The sequence below is a fragment of the Hymenobacter arcticus genome, from assembly GCF_054779975.1.
Genome location: NZ_BAAGXF010000011.1, coordinates 79,736 through 97,790, shown reverse-complemented (window position 1 = coordinate 97,790; position 18,055 = coordinate 79,736). Strand labels below are relative to the sequence as shown.

General features: G+C 53.8%; 9 protein-coding genes. 2 read left to right on the top strand and 7 right to left on the bottom strand.

Annotation, left to right across the window (positions count from 1 at the left end; genetic code table 11):
- Positions 1 to 230: 230 nt before the first annotated feature.
- From ACYVGC_RS17390 to ACYVGC_RS17380, 3 genes are all read right to left on the bottom strand, one after another.
- Positions 231 to 1,877 carry a M1 family metallopeptidase gene (locus ACYVGC_RS17390; RefSeq protein WP_460585120.1) on the bottom strand — a complete coding sequence of 549 codons (1,647 nt, stop codon included), beginning with the start codon at positions 1,875 to 1,877 and terminating at the stop codon, positions 231 to 233.
- Between the two features lie 81 nt (positions 1,878 to 1,958).
- Positions 1,959 to 2,297, bottom strand: a complete 339-nt coding sequence (locus tag ACYVGC_RS17385) for a hypothetical protein (RefSeq protein WP_460585119.1) — start codon at positions 2,295 to 2,297, stop codon at positions 1,959 to 1,961.
- Positions 2,294 to 2,878 carry an RNA polymerase sigma factor gene (locus ACYVGC_RS17380; protein ID WP_460585118.1) on the bottom strand — a complete coding sequence of 195 codons (585 nt, stop codon included), beginning with the start codon at positions 2,876 to 2,878 and terminating at the stop codon, positions 2,294 to 2,296. Before ACYVGC_RS17380 ends, ACYVGC_RS17385 begins: the two co-directional genes overlap by 4 nt.
- A 96-nt stretch (positions 2,879 to 2,974) precedes the next feature.
- Between ACYVGC_RS17380 and ACYVGC_RS17375 the strand changes: the two genes are divergently transcribed.
- Positions 2,975 to 3,319, top strand: a complete 345-nt coding sequence (locus ACYVGC_RS17375) for a DUF6249 domain-containing protein (RefSeq protein ID WP_460585117.1) — start codon at positions 2,975 to 2,977, stop codon at positions 3,317 to 3,319.
- A 54-nt stretch (positions 3,320 to 3,373) separates the two neighbouring features.
- Positions 3,374 to 4,303 (top strand): alpha/beta hydrolase family protein, encoded by a 930-nt coding sequence (locus ACYVGC_RS17370; protein ID WP_460585116.1) that lies wholly within the window; start codon positions 3,374 to 3,376, stop codon positions 4,301 to 4,303.
- A gap of 525 nt (positions 4,304 to 4,828) precedes the next feature.
- Here ACYVGC_RS17370 and ACYVGC_RS17365 read toward each other — a convergent pair.
- The 4 genes from ACYVGC_RS17365 to ACYVGC_RS17350 all read right to left on the bottom strand — a co-directional run bounded on the left by ACYVGC_RS17365 (position 4,829) and on the right by ACYVGC_RS17350 (position 18,008).
- Positions 4,829 to 5,491 (bottom strand): porin family protein, encoded by a 663-nt coding sequence (locus ACYVGC_RS17365; protein ID WP_460585115.1) that lies wholly within the window; start codon positions 5,489 to 5,491, stop codon positions 4,829 to 4,831.
- Positions 5,492 to 6,358: 867 nt separating this feature from the next.
- Positions 6,359 to 8,005, bottom strand: a complete 1,647-nt coding sequence (locus ACYVGC_RS17360; RefSeq protein WP_460585114.1) for an RHS repeat-associated core domain-containing protein — start codon at positions 8,003 to 8,005, stop codon at positions 6,359 to 6,361.
- Positions 8,006 to 8,605: 600 nt separating this feature from the next.
- Complete coding sequence (locus ACYVGC_RS17355; protein WP_460585113.1) at positions 8,606 to 13,675, bottom strand: DUF6443 domain-containing protein; 5,070 nt, start codon at positions 13,673 to 13,675, stop codon at positions 8,606 to 8,608.
- 607 nt (positions 13,676 to 14,282) lie between these two features.
- Positions 14,283 to 18,008, bottom strand: a complete 3,726-nt coding sequence (locus tag ACYVGC_RS17350) for a hypothetical protein (RefSeq protein WP_460585112.1) — start codon at positions 18,006 to 18,008, stop codon at positions 14,283 to 14,285.
- Positions 18,009 to 18,055 lie beyond the last annotated feature (47 nt).

Sequence of the window (18,055 nt, the reverse complement as noted above, 5' to 3'; positions counted from 1 at the left end):
CAACAAGCGAAGCAGGTTATTCCACTCATTCTTGGTCGTACTGGCCTAGATGATGCTGTAGGGGCACCGGTTGCCTGAGCGAAGGGGAGCGTTTCAGAGTTGGCTTCGGTGCCTATGCTAACTGCTGTCAAAAACCGGGTAATCCAATCGGTCGCTTCCTGCTTTTGCGGCCCTAATAGGGTATGCTAGCAGCCAGGAGGGTAGCGAACGGGCTACTCGCCCGGTGACCGTTACTCGCATTTTTTCACCGTGACATAAAAATCAGGGCTGATGGTCAGGGCATCCGGCAAGGCGGTACTTCCCAGGGCCATGGACTGCCACTGCGTGGTTGGATAAAGCCATTGCGGCTGTGGTCCTTGCGTTTTGATACCCATGGTGAACCCGGCAATGCAGTGGGTGAAGCGGTAGGCGTAGCCGTTGCCCGTCATTTTGTATTCCAGCACCGGTACACTGGCCGACCGCAGGTACTGGTCAAACAGCCGACTGAAATCGATGCCCGCTTGGCGACTGATGGCGTGTTCGACCTGGGCCGTCGTGACGGTGCCGTAACGGAAACGGCGGTTAAGATTTTGCAGGATGGCACTGAATTTCGCGTCGTTATTGAGGGTGGCTTTTACCATGTGCAGTACCGCCCAGCCCTTGATATAATTATCGTCGCTGCCGTTCTCGTTGATGCCGTAGCGCCCAATGATGGGTTTGTCGTTCTCGATGGTGCGGTAGCGGCCCGCAAGAAACGCGGTGCCGGCCTGCTGGCCGCACAGGTCGGCCAGCACCAACTCTTCCGCCAGCCCCGCGAAGCCTTCCTGCACCCAGCGGTCGGCCAGGTCACTGGCCGTCAGGTTGTTGCCAAACCATTCGTGGGCCATTTCGTGCACCACCACCCGGTCGGTTTTGCGGCCCCAACCCGTGTTGGAAATATCGCGGCCTTTGTACGTGCCTTTGGTGAAATTATTGCCGTAGGCGATGGCGCTCTGGTGCTCCATGCCGATGTAGGGGGCTTCCACGATTTTGAGGCCATCGGCGTAAAACGGGTACGGCCCAAACCAGTGCTCCAGCGAGCGCAGGGTAGTGGTTGCCTCGGCCGCCAGGTGCTGCACCGCTGGGTCCCGGTGGTAATCAAGCACCCAGTAATCCGTCGTGAGTCGGCCCTGCTTCCCGGCATATACCCCGCTGACCGTCCGGTACTTGCCCACGTAAAACGTGAGGCCGTAGTGACTGATGGGGTTGGTAACGCCCCAGCGGTAAGCGACCGTATGGCCGGCGGCCGGCGCCTTGCCCAGCAGGCGGCCGTTGCCCACCGCCACGAGGGTATCGGGCACGACGATGGTAACCGAAGCCCCCTGGTCGCACTTGTCCTGCATCGTGTTTTTGCACGGGTACCACACCCGGGCCCCGGTGTACTGGCAGGCCACCGACAGCCAGGGGCGGCCCAACGAATCAGCGGCCCACACCACGCCGCCGTCCCAGGGCGGGGCCGTAGACTCCTTGGGAGCCCCTGAATAGTAAATGGTTAAGTTGTTCGTGCGTGCAATCGCTCGCTTGGGAATATCCAGGTACCAGACCTCGCCCGTGCGGGTGCAGGCCACTTTCTGGTTACGCTGAAAAGCGCTGTCAATGCGCAGGGACTGGACCAGGTCCAGCTGCATCCGGTAAGCCGGCCGTTTTTGGGTGACCCGATAGCGGATAACGTTTTGGCCGGTCAGCGTTTTGCGCCGGTAATCGGGCGTGATGGTCAGGTCGTAGCGCTGCACGTCCCACCAGCCTCTTTCGGGGGTAACCGAGCCGTTTAGCGTGTCTTGCCGAGTGGGACGGGGTGCCGAGGCGGGCGCTTGCGCAGTTGCTGGCCCACTCAGGCGCAGCAGTAGCGCAAGTAGCAAAAGGCCAGCTAACGGGAGGCGGCGAAGGGCGGACAAGTCAAAGAACATACTACGGATAACCCGGGGCATGAATGAACGGATTCACCACCCTATTCCTGCCTCAGGCAGGTGTTGGCGGTGTTGCTCCAGCAGCCAGATGATGCCCCCGATGCCCAGCACCGAGGCGGCTAGTGAGGTGGCCAGGACGGCGGAAACGGCTACCGGCACCGCACAGGTGACGAGCACCAACAGGCTGGCCAGCACGAGTAGAATGGCTTTACCCAGCCAGGCCCCGGCCCGAAATGGCTCTGCTTGCGGGGATGCGTACCGGGTCACCACGAGTTGCGTCAGCGACGCGGAAAAGGCAGCGGAAGGCTGGCTCAGGCCATGCGCCTGCAACAGCGCTTTTATTGGCTCGGGGGGGGTGGGGCGCGGTTTCATAGGAGGTGCTGAAATTCGGTGGGTAGCAGCTGGGTAAGCGCCCGTTCGAGCTGCTTACGGCTGCGGAGTAACTGCATTTTAATCGCCGAGGTTTTCTTGCCCAAGATGACGCAAATCTCGGCAATGCTTTGCTCACCCAGGTAGTGCAGGGTGAGCACCAGGGCATCTTCCAGGGGCAGGCGGGCCAGCGCCAGCGCCAGGTACTTCTGCTGGTCGGCCCGCCGCACGGCTTCCCATCCATCGGCGGTCGCGGCATCTTCGGCAGCCGCTTCGAGGGTCGGCGTCAGGTCGCTGAGCAGGGGCCGGCTGCGCTTCTTGGTAAGGGCCGTGTTGTAGACGATGCGGTAGAGCCAGGTCGAAAACTTGGCCGCCCGCTGAAACTGGGCCAGGGCCGCAAACGCTTTAAGGAAGGCATCCTGCACGACCTCCTCGGCATCCTGCGGGTTGCCCACTACGCGCAGGGCTACGGTGTAGGCCAGCGCCTGGTAGCGCCGCACCAGCTGGGCCAAGGCCTGGGGCTGGCCCAGGCCCGCCTGGCGCAGCAGTAGGTCTTCCGCAGAGGAGGGGTGAAAGAAATCCATGTGCGGGCTTAGACTACGGCGGGCCGCCCTTGGTCACACCATGTGACCAAGGGCGGCCCGCCGTAGTCTAAGGGCAAACTACTTCTCCTTTCTCTCATGGAAAATTCTTTGGCCGCGGCCATCCCAATTGCCATCACGTTCACCTTGTCTGGGTTCGGCATCGCCTACTACTACCTCACGACTCGGTCCCGGGAGCGCTTGGCCTTGATAGAAAAGGGCCTGGCGTCCAGCGCATTTGCACAGTCGAAGAGCTACTTGCCCCTGCTGCTGCTACTGGGGGTGCTCGGCATGGGCATCGCGGCCGGCATTGCGGCGGGGGCCGGGCTGACCAGCTTAGTGGGCAACCAAAGCTACGTGTATCCGGCCACCATCTTCTTTTTCGCCGGCCTGAGCTTGGTCGTCGCTTACTACCTCCTGAAGGCCCTACCCGCCCCTAAATAGGACTTGTATCAGTAACCAGGCTTAAAAATTCACTATTTTCTCTGCCGCCATAAAATGACCAATCCCCTTTTCGCACTCCTCACCTTCCTCTTTTATGACCGCCGGTGGCTGGCAATTATGGGGCTAGTTATCATTATCGCTGTTCGGCCGGTAGCGGCCCAATCAACGGCGTTTCGCACCGAAGACATCAAATTTACCAGTATGGGCAGCACGCTAGCGGGCACAATGCTAATCCCCCGGCAGCCGGTGGCAGCGGTCGTGCTTGTCCACGGGTCCGGGCAGGAGAAACGGCTGCTGGAGCTGGCGACGCGGTTGGCCGGCCGCAGCATCGCGGTGCTGACCTACGACAAGCGCGGCGTGGGGGAATCGGGCGGGTTGTACGTGGGACCGGAAGTCGGCACCAACAACGTGGACGCTGCCAACCTCGACTTGCTGGCAGTCGATGCCAGCGCCGCCGCCAGCACGCTGGCGGCCCAGTTGCCCGCCCGGCATCGGACTGTTGGCCTGGTAGGCTTTAGCCAGGCGGGCTGGGTTATTCCGCTGGCGGCCGCCAAGAATCCGGCCGTGAGCTTTATGGTGTTGTTTAGCGGCCCCGTGGTGACGGCCCGCGAGCAACTGCGGTTTCAGTTTTTTACGAATGGAAACCGCAGTTTCTGGGATACGCACACGGAGGCCGAAGCCCGCGAGCACCTGCGTCACGACTCCGACCGGTACCAGTTCGCCGACACCGATGCGGGCGCCCTGCTCGCCACGCTCGCGATTCCGGGGCTTTGGCTGTTTGGAGGCCAGGATATCCAGGTGCCCGTGCGCGTATCAATGGAGCACCTCGATACGCTCAAAGTTCAGGGCAAGCCCTATCAGTACCAGTTATTTCCGGCCCTGGGTCATAACACGGCCTTCGCAAAATCGAACGAACCCGTCGAGGCAGCTATTCGCTGGATGGAAGCACTGCCTCGCCTTAAAAAACAGAAGAAGCGGGGTTAGGGAGTAGAAGGAAGCCAGCGTGGTCTACGGTTCCACTCTCTCGAAAATTATGCAAGCGCCCCCTACCGCGTCAAATGCGACTTTTGGACCAAACTTTTAACCAAGGCCGATATTCTCTACTTTCTAGGCTACGAGGTAGACGAGGACTTGCCCTGGCACTCCACTATTAGCCGCACGCACCAGCTGCATACTGCAAAACTTACAGGGTCAATAAGTTACGACTTTTTGGACCTCGCTCGAAATGGCTTAGAGTAACTTTACCCCCTTGTTGCTATAAGAAGGCCTAATTGCTATGATGCGTAAACTGCTCGTGCTCTGCTACTCGCTCTGGAAAAACGATTGTGTCTATGACCCACACTACCACCCAGCGTACTGGGCTGCAAAAGAAGTAGCCCCAACCACGTAAACGGGCCGAGGCTACACAGGATGAACCCGAAGGCTCTCCTTTAGGAAGGCTAAAAATACAGAATTTTACTCGCCAGCGAATCCTTTTATCACAGTACCTCGTGCGACCCCTGTTATTGTCTAGTTAAGGCTAAACAAGTAGCTAAGTGAGGCTTGAAAAGCTCGGTTGTAATACGGGGTATAGTCAAAGGCAATCGGACCAAAGCCAGATTCTGCCTGCACATTACGCAAACCCAGGCTGTAGCCTGCTTGGAATACTACTTCTTTGTAGCGATACCCTATCCCGGCTTGCAAACCGGCATCCCAGCGATGCTGAGGCCGGCTAGGAGTAGTGGAACTAGATTTCTCGGCCGTTATCTGGCCGCTCACCTCCGCAAGCAGGTTGCCGTTGGCTCGGCTGCTTTCATAGAAGTGGCCACCTAGCAGTGCTCCTACATAGGGCCCGGCAAACAGCTGGAAGCCTTGGCCATCGGCTTGCTGCCGATAAACCAGATTAACGGGCAGGGTGAGGTAGTTGAGGCGGAAGTCGTCATAGTTGGCAATGAGCGTAGAGCCAGTATTAAATTCATCCTGGGCATGGTAGCCTTTCTGCGCATACGCCAAGGTGGGCTCCAGAGCCAAGTGCCCGAAGCCAAGCGAACCAGTCAGGCCGGCCTCGAAGCCTGGGCGGTAGGTAGTGGTGGTGGTAGGGCGGTCGGTATAGTGAACCGTTGAGACGTTGAGGCCTGCGTGTGGACCGACGCTGAATGTAACTTGAGCTTGTGCAGAAGTGGCAATTAGCACGAGACTAACTGCTAAAGAAACAGAAGTGCATTTAAAAAGCATAAATTACAAAGGTCTGAAGAATTGTTTTTTAGTACTTATTAATGGAGTAAACCACAATACAAGAGGCGTCAGACCTTGCAGGCGTTGAGGCGGTCCACGTAGTCGCCGGTGCGGGCGTGGTCAGGGTACGAGAGGCGCGTTTCGGCCACGTGGGTGAACTGGCCTGCTTTTAGGAAAAGCTTTTAAAGTAGAAAAGGTCATCTGTAGTGGGCTAGATGGGGTCGTTGAGGCGGATGAACCAACCATAGACGTTGTCTACGTTCTAGGTGAGGCGGTCTGTACCTAAAGTCTTGTACATGACCTGGCTCAACTCGTTAAACACCATGTATACACGACAAAAATAGTCACAACTTATGCTGCACTGAGTTCGCGCCAATCTGAGGAAAATAATAAATTATTTAGGATTATGTACTAAAGGAGAAATATGAAGAGTTGGTCCGTAAACATAGCACCTCAAATAAAATGGTCTTGATTTTATCGGACTTTGGTAATAGCTTACAACCTCCGCTAAGGAAGAATCCGCATTAATGTACTTTTGGACATAAACTGGCGAATCAGAAGTTAAGCCATTCAATGGAAATTCTATTGCAGGATTCTGTCTATTTTCGATGGCATGATAATATTTAATGTAGGCGGCAGAGTCATTCAAATCTGTTATATAAAGTGTCGCACTAGGAGCACCTCTAGACAGGTCATAACAATACATTTTTCGGTGAGACCTAATACTGTCATGAAATTTTTCAAGATGCTTTGACATTAAAAAAAATCCTATTCCAAACAAGGCTGCCGTAGCAACTAAGAAAAGTACTGCTTTTCTACCCATAGCTATTTCCTGGATTTTTGGTCTTCGTTCATGTATTCAGCTGATTGCCAGATATTAGATGGAACGGTTAAACCATTTTTATCCTGAGCTATCGTTGAAAATATTGAAATGCCCGTATCAATTTTTCTGCCCTTGGTGTCTAGTGTTCCTACAGTGGCTCGAAAACCAGTAGGGGTTCCGTCTCTACCAAGCACAGCTCTAGGATTACTCACATCCCATGATTCAGTTATTATATCAGTGGCATTGCTGACTCTGCTAGCTTGCTTATCTGTCAATGATATTGATTGTTCGACTACAGTGGAAAGACGACTGGCCTTGGCTCCTATTTGAGGGCCAAAACTTAATGAAAAATCATCAGGACTTACTGCAACCCCTACACCAAGCTCTGCTTTCATACTTGGGGCACCAGTAGGTGAACTCCACTGATGAGTAGAAGCATCTTCAATATACTCACCAAATGTATTATGAGTCCAATTTTGTGTAACTCCTACTGCCAAGCCAGCACTAGCTCCTATGACAAGTTGGGGGTTATTACTTCCATCCTGTAAATTTTGATTAGTAAGATAACTTGTAGAAGTCATTGAAAAGTGGGTCTTGCCGACTTTATCGTAAGCAATACCTTCTTGCCGCGAATAATTTAAAGCATATCCCATACCAGCACCTGCTTCACCTTGTGCAAAGACAAATGTGATACCAGGCCAGGGGCTCATTCCATCTGGGTCAACAAACCGAATAGGATTGTCAAAGGCGTAATTGTAAGGGGAATGCCGCCGCATCCTATCAGCTAATGGGTCCACGCTATTCCAGCGCCCTACTTGGGCATCATACATGCGCGCGCCATAATCGGTCCAATTGAGATTAAAATCTTCCTGCTTTTCCTTGCCGTTGTACTGAAAGGCCGAATTGGGTACGTCGGCCTGCTCGATGCCGACCAAGTTAAGACCGAAGGGGTCATAGTGGTTTTCCTGGTAAGGAGTCGCCGCTACTATGCCCAGGGCCAGGTCATCGAAGTAGGCGGCCGTGCCGCTCTCGTTGACCAGGCTCACGTGCGCGAAGCCCGCGCTGTCGGCCTTGGTGCCGGCTTGCAGATGCTGCCACTCGTCGCTAGTAGTGCGCCGCAGGGCCTGGGTGCGGGTAGCCACCAGCTGGCTGTCCTTATTGAAGAGTTCGTAGCGCAGGTAGGCGGTAGGCAGCTCGGCCTGTTTGACTTTGAGTAGCTGGGGCACGATGGCCAGGCTGGCGCCCACGAAGGGCAGCCAGTGCCGCCGGGTGGCGAGGGGTTGGGTCTGGTCAGAGCCGGCCTGACCGGGCACGCTGATAGTGGTGCCGCCGACAACCAGGGCCCCTTTTTGGAGCAGGGTAGCGGCGCCGCTTTCGCGGTCGTAGCGGGCGTAGACGTCGGCGCGGAGGCTGTCGCCGGCCGCTACCTTCAGGCGGATGCTGGGGCCCTGGCGGCGGCCCGTGCGGGCGTTGAGGCGGGCCACGTAGTCGCCGGTACGGGCGTGGTCGGGGTCGGCCAGGCGGGTTTCGGCCACGTGGGTGAACTGGCGCTCCTCTTGGGTGGCATTGACGGGCTCCATGCCGGCTTTTACTTGCGTAACGGTGCCCCCATCCTGGTCGGCCCGGAAGGCGAAGCGCAGGTTACCCAAGTGGTCTTTAAGATGATACTCGTACTTCCAGGGCAACGGAACATTGTTATTCGGCAGGTAGAGGACCTAAGTCTTCGGCTGCCTGCGCGAATATGGGGGCTAGGTCTGCTCACAGCGCGGTTGTAATAAGTAGGCCAGCCAACCTTGCAGCACCATCTCTCAAGTGTGCGGCTTATACCCTTACCTCACTATTTACCAGTAAGCCTATTGTCTCCACAAAATTAATACATTTATTAATTGGATATTTTTATATACAAGTAATTTTTTATTTAGTGATAATTACTTTTGGACACTTTTTTGTATCTTTTTTTATAAATAAAAATACTTCTATACCATTCATGCCATTTGTACAAATCGCTTTTATAGCAATCGAACTTCCCAACATAATTTCCACCAGTTGCTGCTTCTATTCCAGTGGCACTTTCCATAAAACGGATAGAATAAAAGCAATTTTCAATTATTTCATTTTCTGAAATAATTGACAGAGAATCTAATATCTTAAAATGATATTCAAATTCATGAATTAACCTTTTTCTACTTTGTTGCCCATGTGCAAGGGTTGATATTGAGAGCAGTATTACTAAGAAACGTATCATACATCTATTTTTTTGATTGTTTACTGCTTTTCATGTATTCAACATTATTATCCTTCACTGAAAAATTTAAAAGATAATTAGTCTTCCCTTTACTATAGGGGATACTTGCCGCTCCATTATAGAGTCCGCCTAGTTCAACGATAGTACTGTTAAGCAAAGTGTCTTGCCTAATAAATCCTGAAACTCCATTCTCAGCATTTATCCCCTTCCTATGAGCAGAGTTGTATTCATTGCCATCTATTTGCTTAGCTTTTTGCTCTTGTAATTCGTGCGCCAATAAACTTTGTGGTGTGACAACTTCATTTCCAGAAGCTTTTGACATATCCGAAGGGTCTATTTCCTCGTTCTTAAAGTTACCTATGAACGTATCTTCGTCATTTAGAAAAACGCCTACCTTTACGTCTTCTTTTTGATTAATGATTCCATTAATTATATTAAAAAAAGCTTTTTGCGAATCCGACATTTTGCCTTTCTGCCCAGTTGACGCCAGTGTAACACTACCCCTTTCATTTCGTTTTGCAGTATAAAATCCGCCTAAGCCATCATTGATAAGCCCATCTACTGCATTAAGGGCTGCATCTTTTCCTGTTCCATCACTATGAAACACGAGTGAATCACCATTTACATCTATGAAACTTATCGGATTGTTTCCTGCATAATGATATGGAGATAAAGAATAATACTTTTCGGCATATCTGTCTAATGTATTCCACCGGCCAAGCTGAGCATCATACATGCGCGCGCCATAATCCGTCCAGTTGAGGCCAAAGTCCTCCTGCTTCTCCTTGCCATTGTACTGAAAAGCCGAATTGGGCACGTCGGCCTGCTCGATGCCGACCAAGTTAAGACCGAAGGGGTCGTAGTGGTTTTCCTGGTAAGGAGTAGCCGCCACCGTGCCCAGGGCCAGGTCATCGAAGTAGGCGGCCGTGCCGCTCTCGTTGACCAGGCTCACGTGCGCGAAGCCCGCGCTGTCGGCCTTGGTGCCGGCTTGCAGATGCTGCCACTCGTCGCTAGTAGTGCGCCGCAGGGCCTGGGTGCGGGTAGCCACCAGCTGGCTGTCCTTATTGAAGAGTTCGTAGCGCAGGTAGGCGGTAGGCAGCTCGGCCTGTTTGACTTTGAGTAGCTGGGGCACGATGGCCAGGCTGGCGCCCACGAAGGGCAGCCAGTGCCGCCGGGTGGCGAGGGGTTGGGTCTGGTCAGAGCCGGCCTGACCGGGCACGCTGATAGTGGTGCCGCCGACAACCAGGGCCCCTTTTTGGAGCAGGGTAGCGGCGCCGCTTTCGCGGTCGTAGCGGGCGTAGACGTCGGCGCGGAGGCTGTCGCCGGCCGCTACCTTCAGGCGGATGCTGGGGCCCTGGCGGCGGCCCGTGCGGGCGTTGAGGCGGGCCACGTAGTCGCCGGTACGGGCGTGGTCGGGGTCGGCCAGGCGGGTTTCGGCCACGTGGGTGAACTGGCGCTCCTCTTGGGTGGCATTGACGGGCTCCATGCCGGCTTTTACTTGCGTAACGGTGCCCCCATCCTGGTCGGCCCGGAAGGCGAAGCGCAGGTTACCCAAGTGGTCTTTGAGGTGATACTCGTACTTCCAGGGCAGGGAGCCATTACTAGTTGCCAAATAGAGCACCCGGCCTTCGCCTGTCTGCGCGAACACGGGGGCTGAGTTCTGATGGGTAAGAAACTCAAATACGGCCGGGCCTACATAGTCCGTTGTTTTGCTTAGCTGGCCCGCCGTGTAAACTTCCTTACGCAGCTTGGTACCCGTGGCCGTGTAGCTATACTGGATGGTATTGCCAGAGGCAAACGTGATAATGGACGGTTGGTTGAGTCGCGTGTAGCTGATGCTGGTGATGCCTTTATTGGCATCTTTTAGCAAGCTACCGTTGTTGTCGTAGACGTATTCGGCATTACCGCTTGGGTTGTAGGTGCTGCCATTATCCTTGAAGTCGTGCGTTGATTGATAAGGCGTTGCGGCGTCATCCACGCCTAGTAGTTGGTTGCTAATTATGGTCTGCCCAGCGACAACTTTCGAGTAGGAATAAGTAAGCTGGTCGAGCTTGCCTTTTTGAGGGGTATCATCGCGGCCATTGGTGGTGCCCATCCGCGTCATCTTGAGCAGATTGCCATTGCCATCGTACTCGATTCCTGAGACGCTGAAATCAACCGGCTGATTAGTGGCATCCCATCCTGAAGCGGTATGGGTAGTGTATTGCGCACCCAGAAGTCGGTTGGCCGGGTCGTAACCATAGTTATAGGCGCGTAACAGATTATTCTGCGTCTTACCCTGATTGGGACTGCGCGTTTGCCACATGGCCTGCGCGATGTTGCCGTTATACTGGGGTAGCGCGCCGGCCTGCAACAAGTTGTTGTAGCGCAACTCCAAGGCAAAGAGGTCGGGGTCGGCCTGGGCACCGTCGGGGTCGGCTGGCTGGCCTTCGACCGCAGTGCCGTTAGTTAGGTCGCGGTCATTGATATTGGTGAGCCAGCCGCGAATGTTATAGCGGTAGTCTACCTTTTGCAGAAACTTCGTGCCATCCGTACTGTGCAGGCGTTTGGCGATGAGCTGGCCGATTTCATTGTAGCTGTTCTTGGCTAAAAGAATCTCGGTTTGATTACCGGTAACTTGATAGGTGGCTTCGGGCCGCCCGCCGGCATCATAGGTGAAGCGCTTGGTATCTGTGTAGCCCGGCAGCGCAGTAGCAAACTGCGTCACCTGCGTACTGCTGTTGAGTAGCTTGCCCGCAAAGTCATAAGCCATAGTTTGGCTGGTTATCCCGCCGGGGCTGGGCGCACTGGGCACCAGCTGATTCTGGGCCTGGGTTTGCACCGGCCGGTACTCCTTATCGTAGTACGTGGCGGTCGTGAGCCAATCGCCGCTAGTCCCATCGGGCAATATAATGCGCACGCTCGTGCCCGTTACTAAGCCTCGTACGGAAGCCTGCCACCGGTCGGCACTGAGTGTGCAAGCAAGCTTGGTATTAGTTAGAAGAGGAGCTTTGTAGTTATCGTAATACGTGACGGATAGCAAATTATACGTGCTCAATGCCGTGTTCGCGGTGCCCATCGTACGAGGATAAGCCTGCGTAAGTGTGTACCCGACACCAGAAGTAGACGGGTCTATCGCCTCGGTCAATACAGTTTCATTATCAAGCGTGGTTTGCAGTGATTCCTGGGTGGCGCCCGGTATTACCACTACCCCCGTCATGAGGGAACGGCCTAGCCCATCATACTTGGTGAATGACCACTCGGGCGTTGCCAGCTGGCTCTGGTTGCCGTCTTGGGTAAGCACGACCTGGTTGCGCTGGTTGTAGACCAGGGAGACAGGCAGGGTACCGGGCGTCTGCTTGCTGATGACGCGGTGCCGCCCGTCGTAATCGTACTGAAAGCACCAGCGGCGAATGAATGGGTCGGTGGCGGTACGAGTCCACGAGCCACTAGCGGCCAGCTCGTTATAGCCCTCGGGTTGAATAACCAAGCGTAGGTTATCCAGGTCATCATACACGTAATAGGTTAGCAAGTCGGTCGCAGCACCAGCTTGCGCGTAAGTAGCCTCTACCTGCAAGTATTTACCCGAGCCTGAGTACGGGTCAGGCCCTAGTCTTTGATAATCGATAGGAACGGAGATGGCAGCATTCGGTAAGTTAACCAGCCCCTGAACGTAGCTCGTTACATTGGCACTCTGGCTAGGTTCGAACACGGCATCAGCACAGGTGCTACCGGAGAGGAGCCGGCCAAAAACGGCCCGACGGATACTAGTTAATACGCCACCCGGGGCTGCCAATGGCAAGGAGCCACTACCCTCGTAGACTAGCTTGCACACCGTAGCCGCAAGGGAAACGCGCTTGAGCACGGTTTTGCCCTGCTTGTCAACATATTCGGTTACCAACTGATTTTGCTCATCCAGGGTTTCCTTTACTAAAAGCTGCCCTACCGCGTAGATACCAGGCGAGGAATAAGTTTTGGTAACTAAGTCATAGTTCCACTGCCGCACCGCATCGGCGTCGGTATTTGCGCGTTGCTGAGATTTTACCGTATGATTTGTGCCCGGCTGCCAGGCGGTACCCGGCGCGCTTTGCTCCAGCACCCGGTTTAGCGGCGAGGCCTCGTAAACGGTCTTTGCCACCGGGGCGACATCGTTGGCAACGCGGTCGGGCTCAGAAGTGCCTAATCGGGTATCGCGCTGGTAAAACGCAGACTGCTGGGCTATTGCGTCCTCCTGGTAAATACCATTAGTGCCGGCCCCAGTGTTGGTGCTGCCTGTATAGGGCAGGTAGGAAGTAGACGTGCGGCCCAGCGCATCATAAGCAACGGGCGCTACGATGTCCTGCTTCGTGGTGCTCGCCTGAATCTGCACCTGCTGCATGGGGCGACCTAACCCGTCGAAATACGTAATCTGCTGCTGGCGGACGGCATTGGCCGTTGCTACACTGCCCGTAGCAGCGTCAAAGTTAGCCATGCTGCTGATGTCGGTGACAGTCAGCTTGTTTGGTATTAGTATCGTATTGGTCGTGATATAATTGCGATTGGTCAGCGCTACCTGAACGGTTACTTGGGCAGTGCCTACGAGGCTATTGTTACAGCCCGTGCCGGTTACGACGTACGTAGTCGTGTAGGCGGGAGCGACCGTAATGCTGGGGCCGCTGCCAGCGGGCACCCCGTCGCTGGTGGCCCAGGTGAAATTGCCAACGACATCACCGGTTACGTTCAAGGTTGCGGAGTTGCCCTTGATTATTTCGAGTACGTTGCCTGGTTGAAGCTGCGGACTGGACGTGAAGGTGATGGTAGGCGTGAATTGGGGCGTGACAGATAAAGTAAGGCGCAGGTTACCAGTGCTGGTGGAGTAGCCTTCGGCAATAATAAAATAGTCGCCGGCGGGTAAGACTGCTGGTAAAGCGTTAGCCAGCGTGTTTCTAGGCGTAGCATTGTCGCTCTTGGGCAGTGATGACAAATAGGAGGTGTAGCCGCCGCACCCAACTGCCGGGTGGCCGCCTGAGTCGTCATTATCCCAGGTTTGGCTAGTAGCAATAGATACTAGATGGAGGTAGGTATCGAAATCGGAACCGCAGGTACTAATGGTCACTTGGCTCGGCCGAGAGAGGGTAAGCCGATAGTAAATATCCGGCGAAGGCTGTGCACTGGGATTATTAGATGAGCTATAAGTATAGCTATTGCGGTAACACCCGGTGGTTGTATTAGCCGTGAATACTTGTGTCCCTGGGCAAATATCATAGCCCCCTGCGCTTAAGTACGTGGTAGGCGTGCCATTTGGTCGGCAAGAAACCACATTGACGTTCAGGGTATAATTAGTCGTACTGGTACGATAGGCAATAGTGGAGATACCCGTTGCGTTCCAGGTTACAGTAGCTCCGTTGGCGTTCGAAGAGTTTATGGTACCCGACCCTTGAATAATTGCCCAACCCGTGTAGCCGGCACTGCTGTTGTACCAGCTGTACTCCACTGCGGTATTAACCGGCGTATTCTGCGGGTCTTCCCGCGGCGAGCCAATTTGTTGCGCCCGCGCCTGCTGAGCTGGAAGCACGGCCAGCGACGCCACCAGACATAGGAGGCTAAAAAACCAGGCCGGGTACCGGTAAAGCTTGATAACTGTCTGGCAGGAAGTAGAGGTTATTACCATGATAAAGAGTAGACAGGAAACGATTTAACAAGCACTGCTAAGTAGTCAGCACCTAGCGCTGGTAATGATATTGGTAGTGCTTGATGATGTTGCGGTTTTGGTCCCGCACGAGCCACAGCCGACTCAATTCATCGTAGTCATAATAGACCGGGTGGTTGTTAGCATCCGACATGCTGCTCACGCCTATTAGGGGAGAGTGCGTATAGGAGGTCATTTGGGCGTCGGCGGGGTGAATCCGCACGTCATCGAACCAAACGCCCCCGCCGTTAACGCTTGCAGCCGCCCTACCCGCGTCGTTCCAGAAGTTGGTCAATCGCAGGGTCAAGAGTGTCGCGTTGGCTGGCACGTCCACCTCCTGTTCCAGAAAAACCCACTGCCCGGTCACGTTGGTGCTCAAGTTGACCGGCGTCAGGTTATTATTTAAGTAGTCGTAATAATTGATGGTCCCGTCGGCATTGCGGGCACCGGCTTGGTTAATGAGGAGCCAGATTTGCGCGGCCGGGCCGTTGCTGTACACCCAGCCGGAGAATATGAATCGTTTAGCGCGGCCCGGAATCGTCAAGGTGGGACCAAAAGCCTGGCCCTGTTCACCTTGATAAGTGGTATACATGGCGGCCGCCAACTGCCCCGTATGCGCAGCGTTGCGCAGCGAGGGCCGGTCGCTTGGGGTGGCTTCAAATTTCAAATAACCATAAGGGCTGAACCACGTGCCCGGAACGTCGGGCGCGGCCGTGGCAATCATTTTATCTTCTTCGAAACTACTGTGGAAGATTTCGGCAGGGACAGCGTTTTCTACTTTAGCCAACGGCAGCGTATTCTGGTAGCTCCACAAATAACTGCTGGTGGTTCCCCCGGTAACCGTATAATCAGCATTCGTGACCCCATTTTTAACCAAGTTCAGCAGGTTGCCCTTGGCGTCATACTGGGTAAAGGTGGCTTTTAACTGCATCTGCGGTATCCCCCCGCCGATAATCATTTTACTGCCCGATAAATTGCCGTACGAGGTGGGTGTATACTGGCTCAGCGGCTGGGCTGCTTCCAAGCTAAAGTATTGGAAGGGTAAAATGCTGCTATTATTCAGTCCGCCCAGGCGATAAGTCTGCACCGTAGCGGCGGTGACCAAGTCGTTGCGGGTGGTAATCGTCTCAATTGGGGAGCCAATCATGTTTTTTGCCGTCATCGCATAGACGGCACTGGCAACCGGGTCAGTCAGCGGCTGGGTGGCAGTGCTACTCCCCGGAAAAGTGATGTCGAATGGGTAGCGGTAAGTGGTGGTAATGGTTTGATTTTTGCTGTCCGTGGAAGACTCGGACGTCACGAGCCGATAGCCCAGTGAACTATACGCTTTATTTCTAACCGTCGTAATTGGGTTATTGCCGCTAGGGTCGTAAAGCGTCTCGGTTTCTCGGATTGGTAAATACGAGTAGGTGTATAGCTTGTAAGAGGCACCTTCGTCAAAGCTGGCAGGTGATTCGACACATACTTTAGCACTTGACCCATTTATTGCGCGAACAAACTCCGTGTCTTTATTAAATGCCACGTAGTCAATCACCTTTTGCCGAACGCGTTGGCCGGCACTATTGAATGCTTCTTCCCGAAGCAGCTTGCCGCGCTCTTCCTCCGTAGAGCAATAGGGAGCATATAAGATTCGATTGGTATCATTAATATCAGGGTCGGTAAACTCGACTTGCAATTGATTGAGGGGTGGCTCATCAAGGTGACCAGGGTCGCCATTGCCCGCGGTAAAGTTGCTGTAGGCATACTGGGTGTAACTACCATCACTGCGCTTTTCGACGACGTTGCTGTACCCGATGTGGCTGCCGGCCGAGTTGCTGCTCGCCGGCAGCACTGACTGCGCGGAGAATAGCGTGCGGCTGTAAGAAGTTGCAGGTTGGTTCCAGGACCGTGCCTTGTAACTGCCCCAGGTATAACGGGACCGTCCACCTAATACGCCACTAGATGGCAAGCTTGCCGGGTTAGGTGCGGAGGCACCACTAGCAAACCCAATTACGTAGAAGTACTCTTTTTCCAGTTTCTGATTGGGTTGGTCGGGCGAGTAACTGGTTATCTTTTTGATGCGAACTCCCCCGGCAGGAGTCTGTGACCTAGGGGCAGGAGGGACAACATACCGGTTCTCGGCCAGTTCTGTGCCGAATCCATGCTGTTCGAATTGGAAATCAGTGACTCCACCCGTAGGGTAAACGATGCGCGTTAACATTCCCGCTAGGTAGACAGCTGAATCCTGGCTTGGCTCCCGATGAGAGTAGAAGCCTAAGTAGTTGGGAGAAGCATTACCACGTTCAACGTAATTCTTATTATAAAATCCCCAATGGTCGTTCCGGTCAAGCAAGTACTCCGGCAGGTTGTGATACTTGTTGTAGCCGAAGCGGTACGGCGGCTTAGCTGAACCAATTGAAGAGCCTTGCTCAGTCACACCCAGCAGCGTAAGCCGCTCGTTAGCGTTGTTGTTATACCTAAACGTAAATCCTTTGACTGACTGGCCCAAGCGAGTAGCAGTCGTAGTAGTGCTTATTTTGATGTCCGTCAACTCTTGCCATTGGAGGCGGTCTAAGCAGTAGGGATATTGTAGATAAGGCGTTCCCTGCATTAGGTAGCTCAAGAATTCCGCTCCCCCTCCAGGATTGTGGCCTTGATACGCGGATTCAAGGTCCGTTCCTTCTCGGTACCGAAGTTGCACCGATTGAGCCCGGCCAAAAGTGACGGTGCAGAGGGAAGTTTTTATGGTCGTCAAGTAAACCGGGGCAATAAGCTTTCCTGAGATAGAATTGTAATAGGATGGTGGCCCTTGGAAGCCACTGCAAGGGGAACTCGGCGTTGGGTCAAAGAATCCCGTATTGTTGTATTGAATTTTTGTTGAGATAATGCCTCCTAAATTGTAGTACATCTGCGAGACGTATTCTCCACTGATGCGCTCGTAAGTGAAATCCACGCGGTGCCCATCAGGATGAATGATTTGGGTCAAATTCCAGGTTCCTGCTGCCCACTCCCTATCGAGTTGACCAAATAGGTCGATTTGATATTCAATAGCAGTTTTAGTACCGCCAAATATGTATTGAGTACCGTTTTCAGTGGTGACGACGAAGCCCGCAAATGTTCTAGAGGCACCTTCCCGAAAGTGATTATGGTTAAATTGGAGCGGAATGGCACAGTCAAGGAAGTAAGAGGCTTGTCCATCTACCGTTACCGAGTAAGGTGCTACGGTTACAGGTTTATTACATTTGACCTTCCATTTGCCTTCTGAAGAAAAATAAAATTTGCCACTGTATTCGCCAAAGTTGAACGCGAACTCGTCTGGCTCTGGGTCCTTACGGGTGGACGTATTAGTTTGCGCTACGTTAGCGATGGATTGTACATCGAACCAGTTGGACGAGTTTAACAGGGCGGAGTTGAAATAAAAACCCGCCTTACCGGTCAGATTTGGATTGTCGTACTCGTCCGGTATATAATGCACCGTTCGGCTAATGGCCCCACCCGCGTTCAGGTTCCACCCCATGCCTACCCAACCGGGATGCATGTCTGGCCGGAAACCGGAAGCGTGGTAGCTGAGAGAAAGTGGAACTGTAATATTTCCTTCCTGCACCGTATAGAGCGGAATTTCAATATTAGGTAATCCAGTAAACAATGATACGGGTATATCTCCATACTGCCCCAAACTGGCGGCATTGGGCCCTTGTACAGTGGTGGGTTCGCCGGGAATCTGGGCCCGCACCGACCAGCAAAAACTTATTAAAAGGAGCAGCAGTAACCGTTTTTTCATAGTGCTTAAATTGCAATATTCTGGTGCTTGTAGGCTAGTAGGCAGAT

Coding starts and splice junctions, on each gene's coding strand:
- ACYVGC_RS17385 (WP_460585119.1), bottom strand. CDS start 2,297: ATGAAACCGCGCCCCACCCCCCCCGAGCCAATAAAAGCGCTGTTGCAG.
- ACYVGC_RS17375 (WP_460585117.1), top strand. CDS start 2,975: ATGGAAAATTCTTTGGCCGCGGCCATCCCAATTGCCATCACGTTCACC.
- ACYVGC_RS17370 (WP_460585116.1), top strand. CDS start 3,374: ATGACCAATCCCCTTTTCGCACTCCTCACCTTCCTCTTTTATGACCGC.
- ACYVGC_RS17350 (WP_460585112.1), bottom strand. CDS start 18,008: ATGAAAAAACGGTTACTGCTGCTCCTTTTAATAAGTTTTTGCTGGTCG.
- ACYVGC_RS17380 (WP_460585118.1), bottom strand. CDS start 2,878: ATGGATTTCTTTCACCCCTCCTCTGCGGAAGACCTACTGCTGCGCCAG.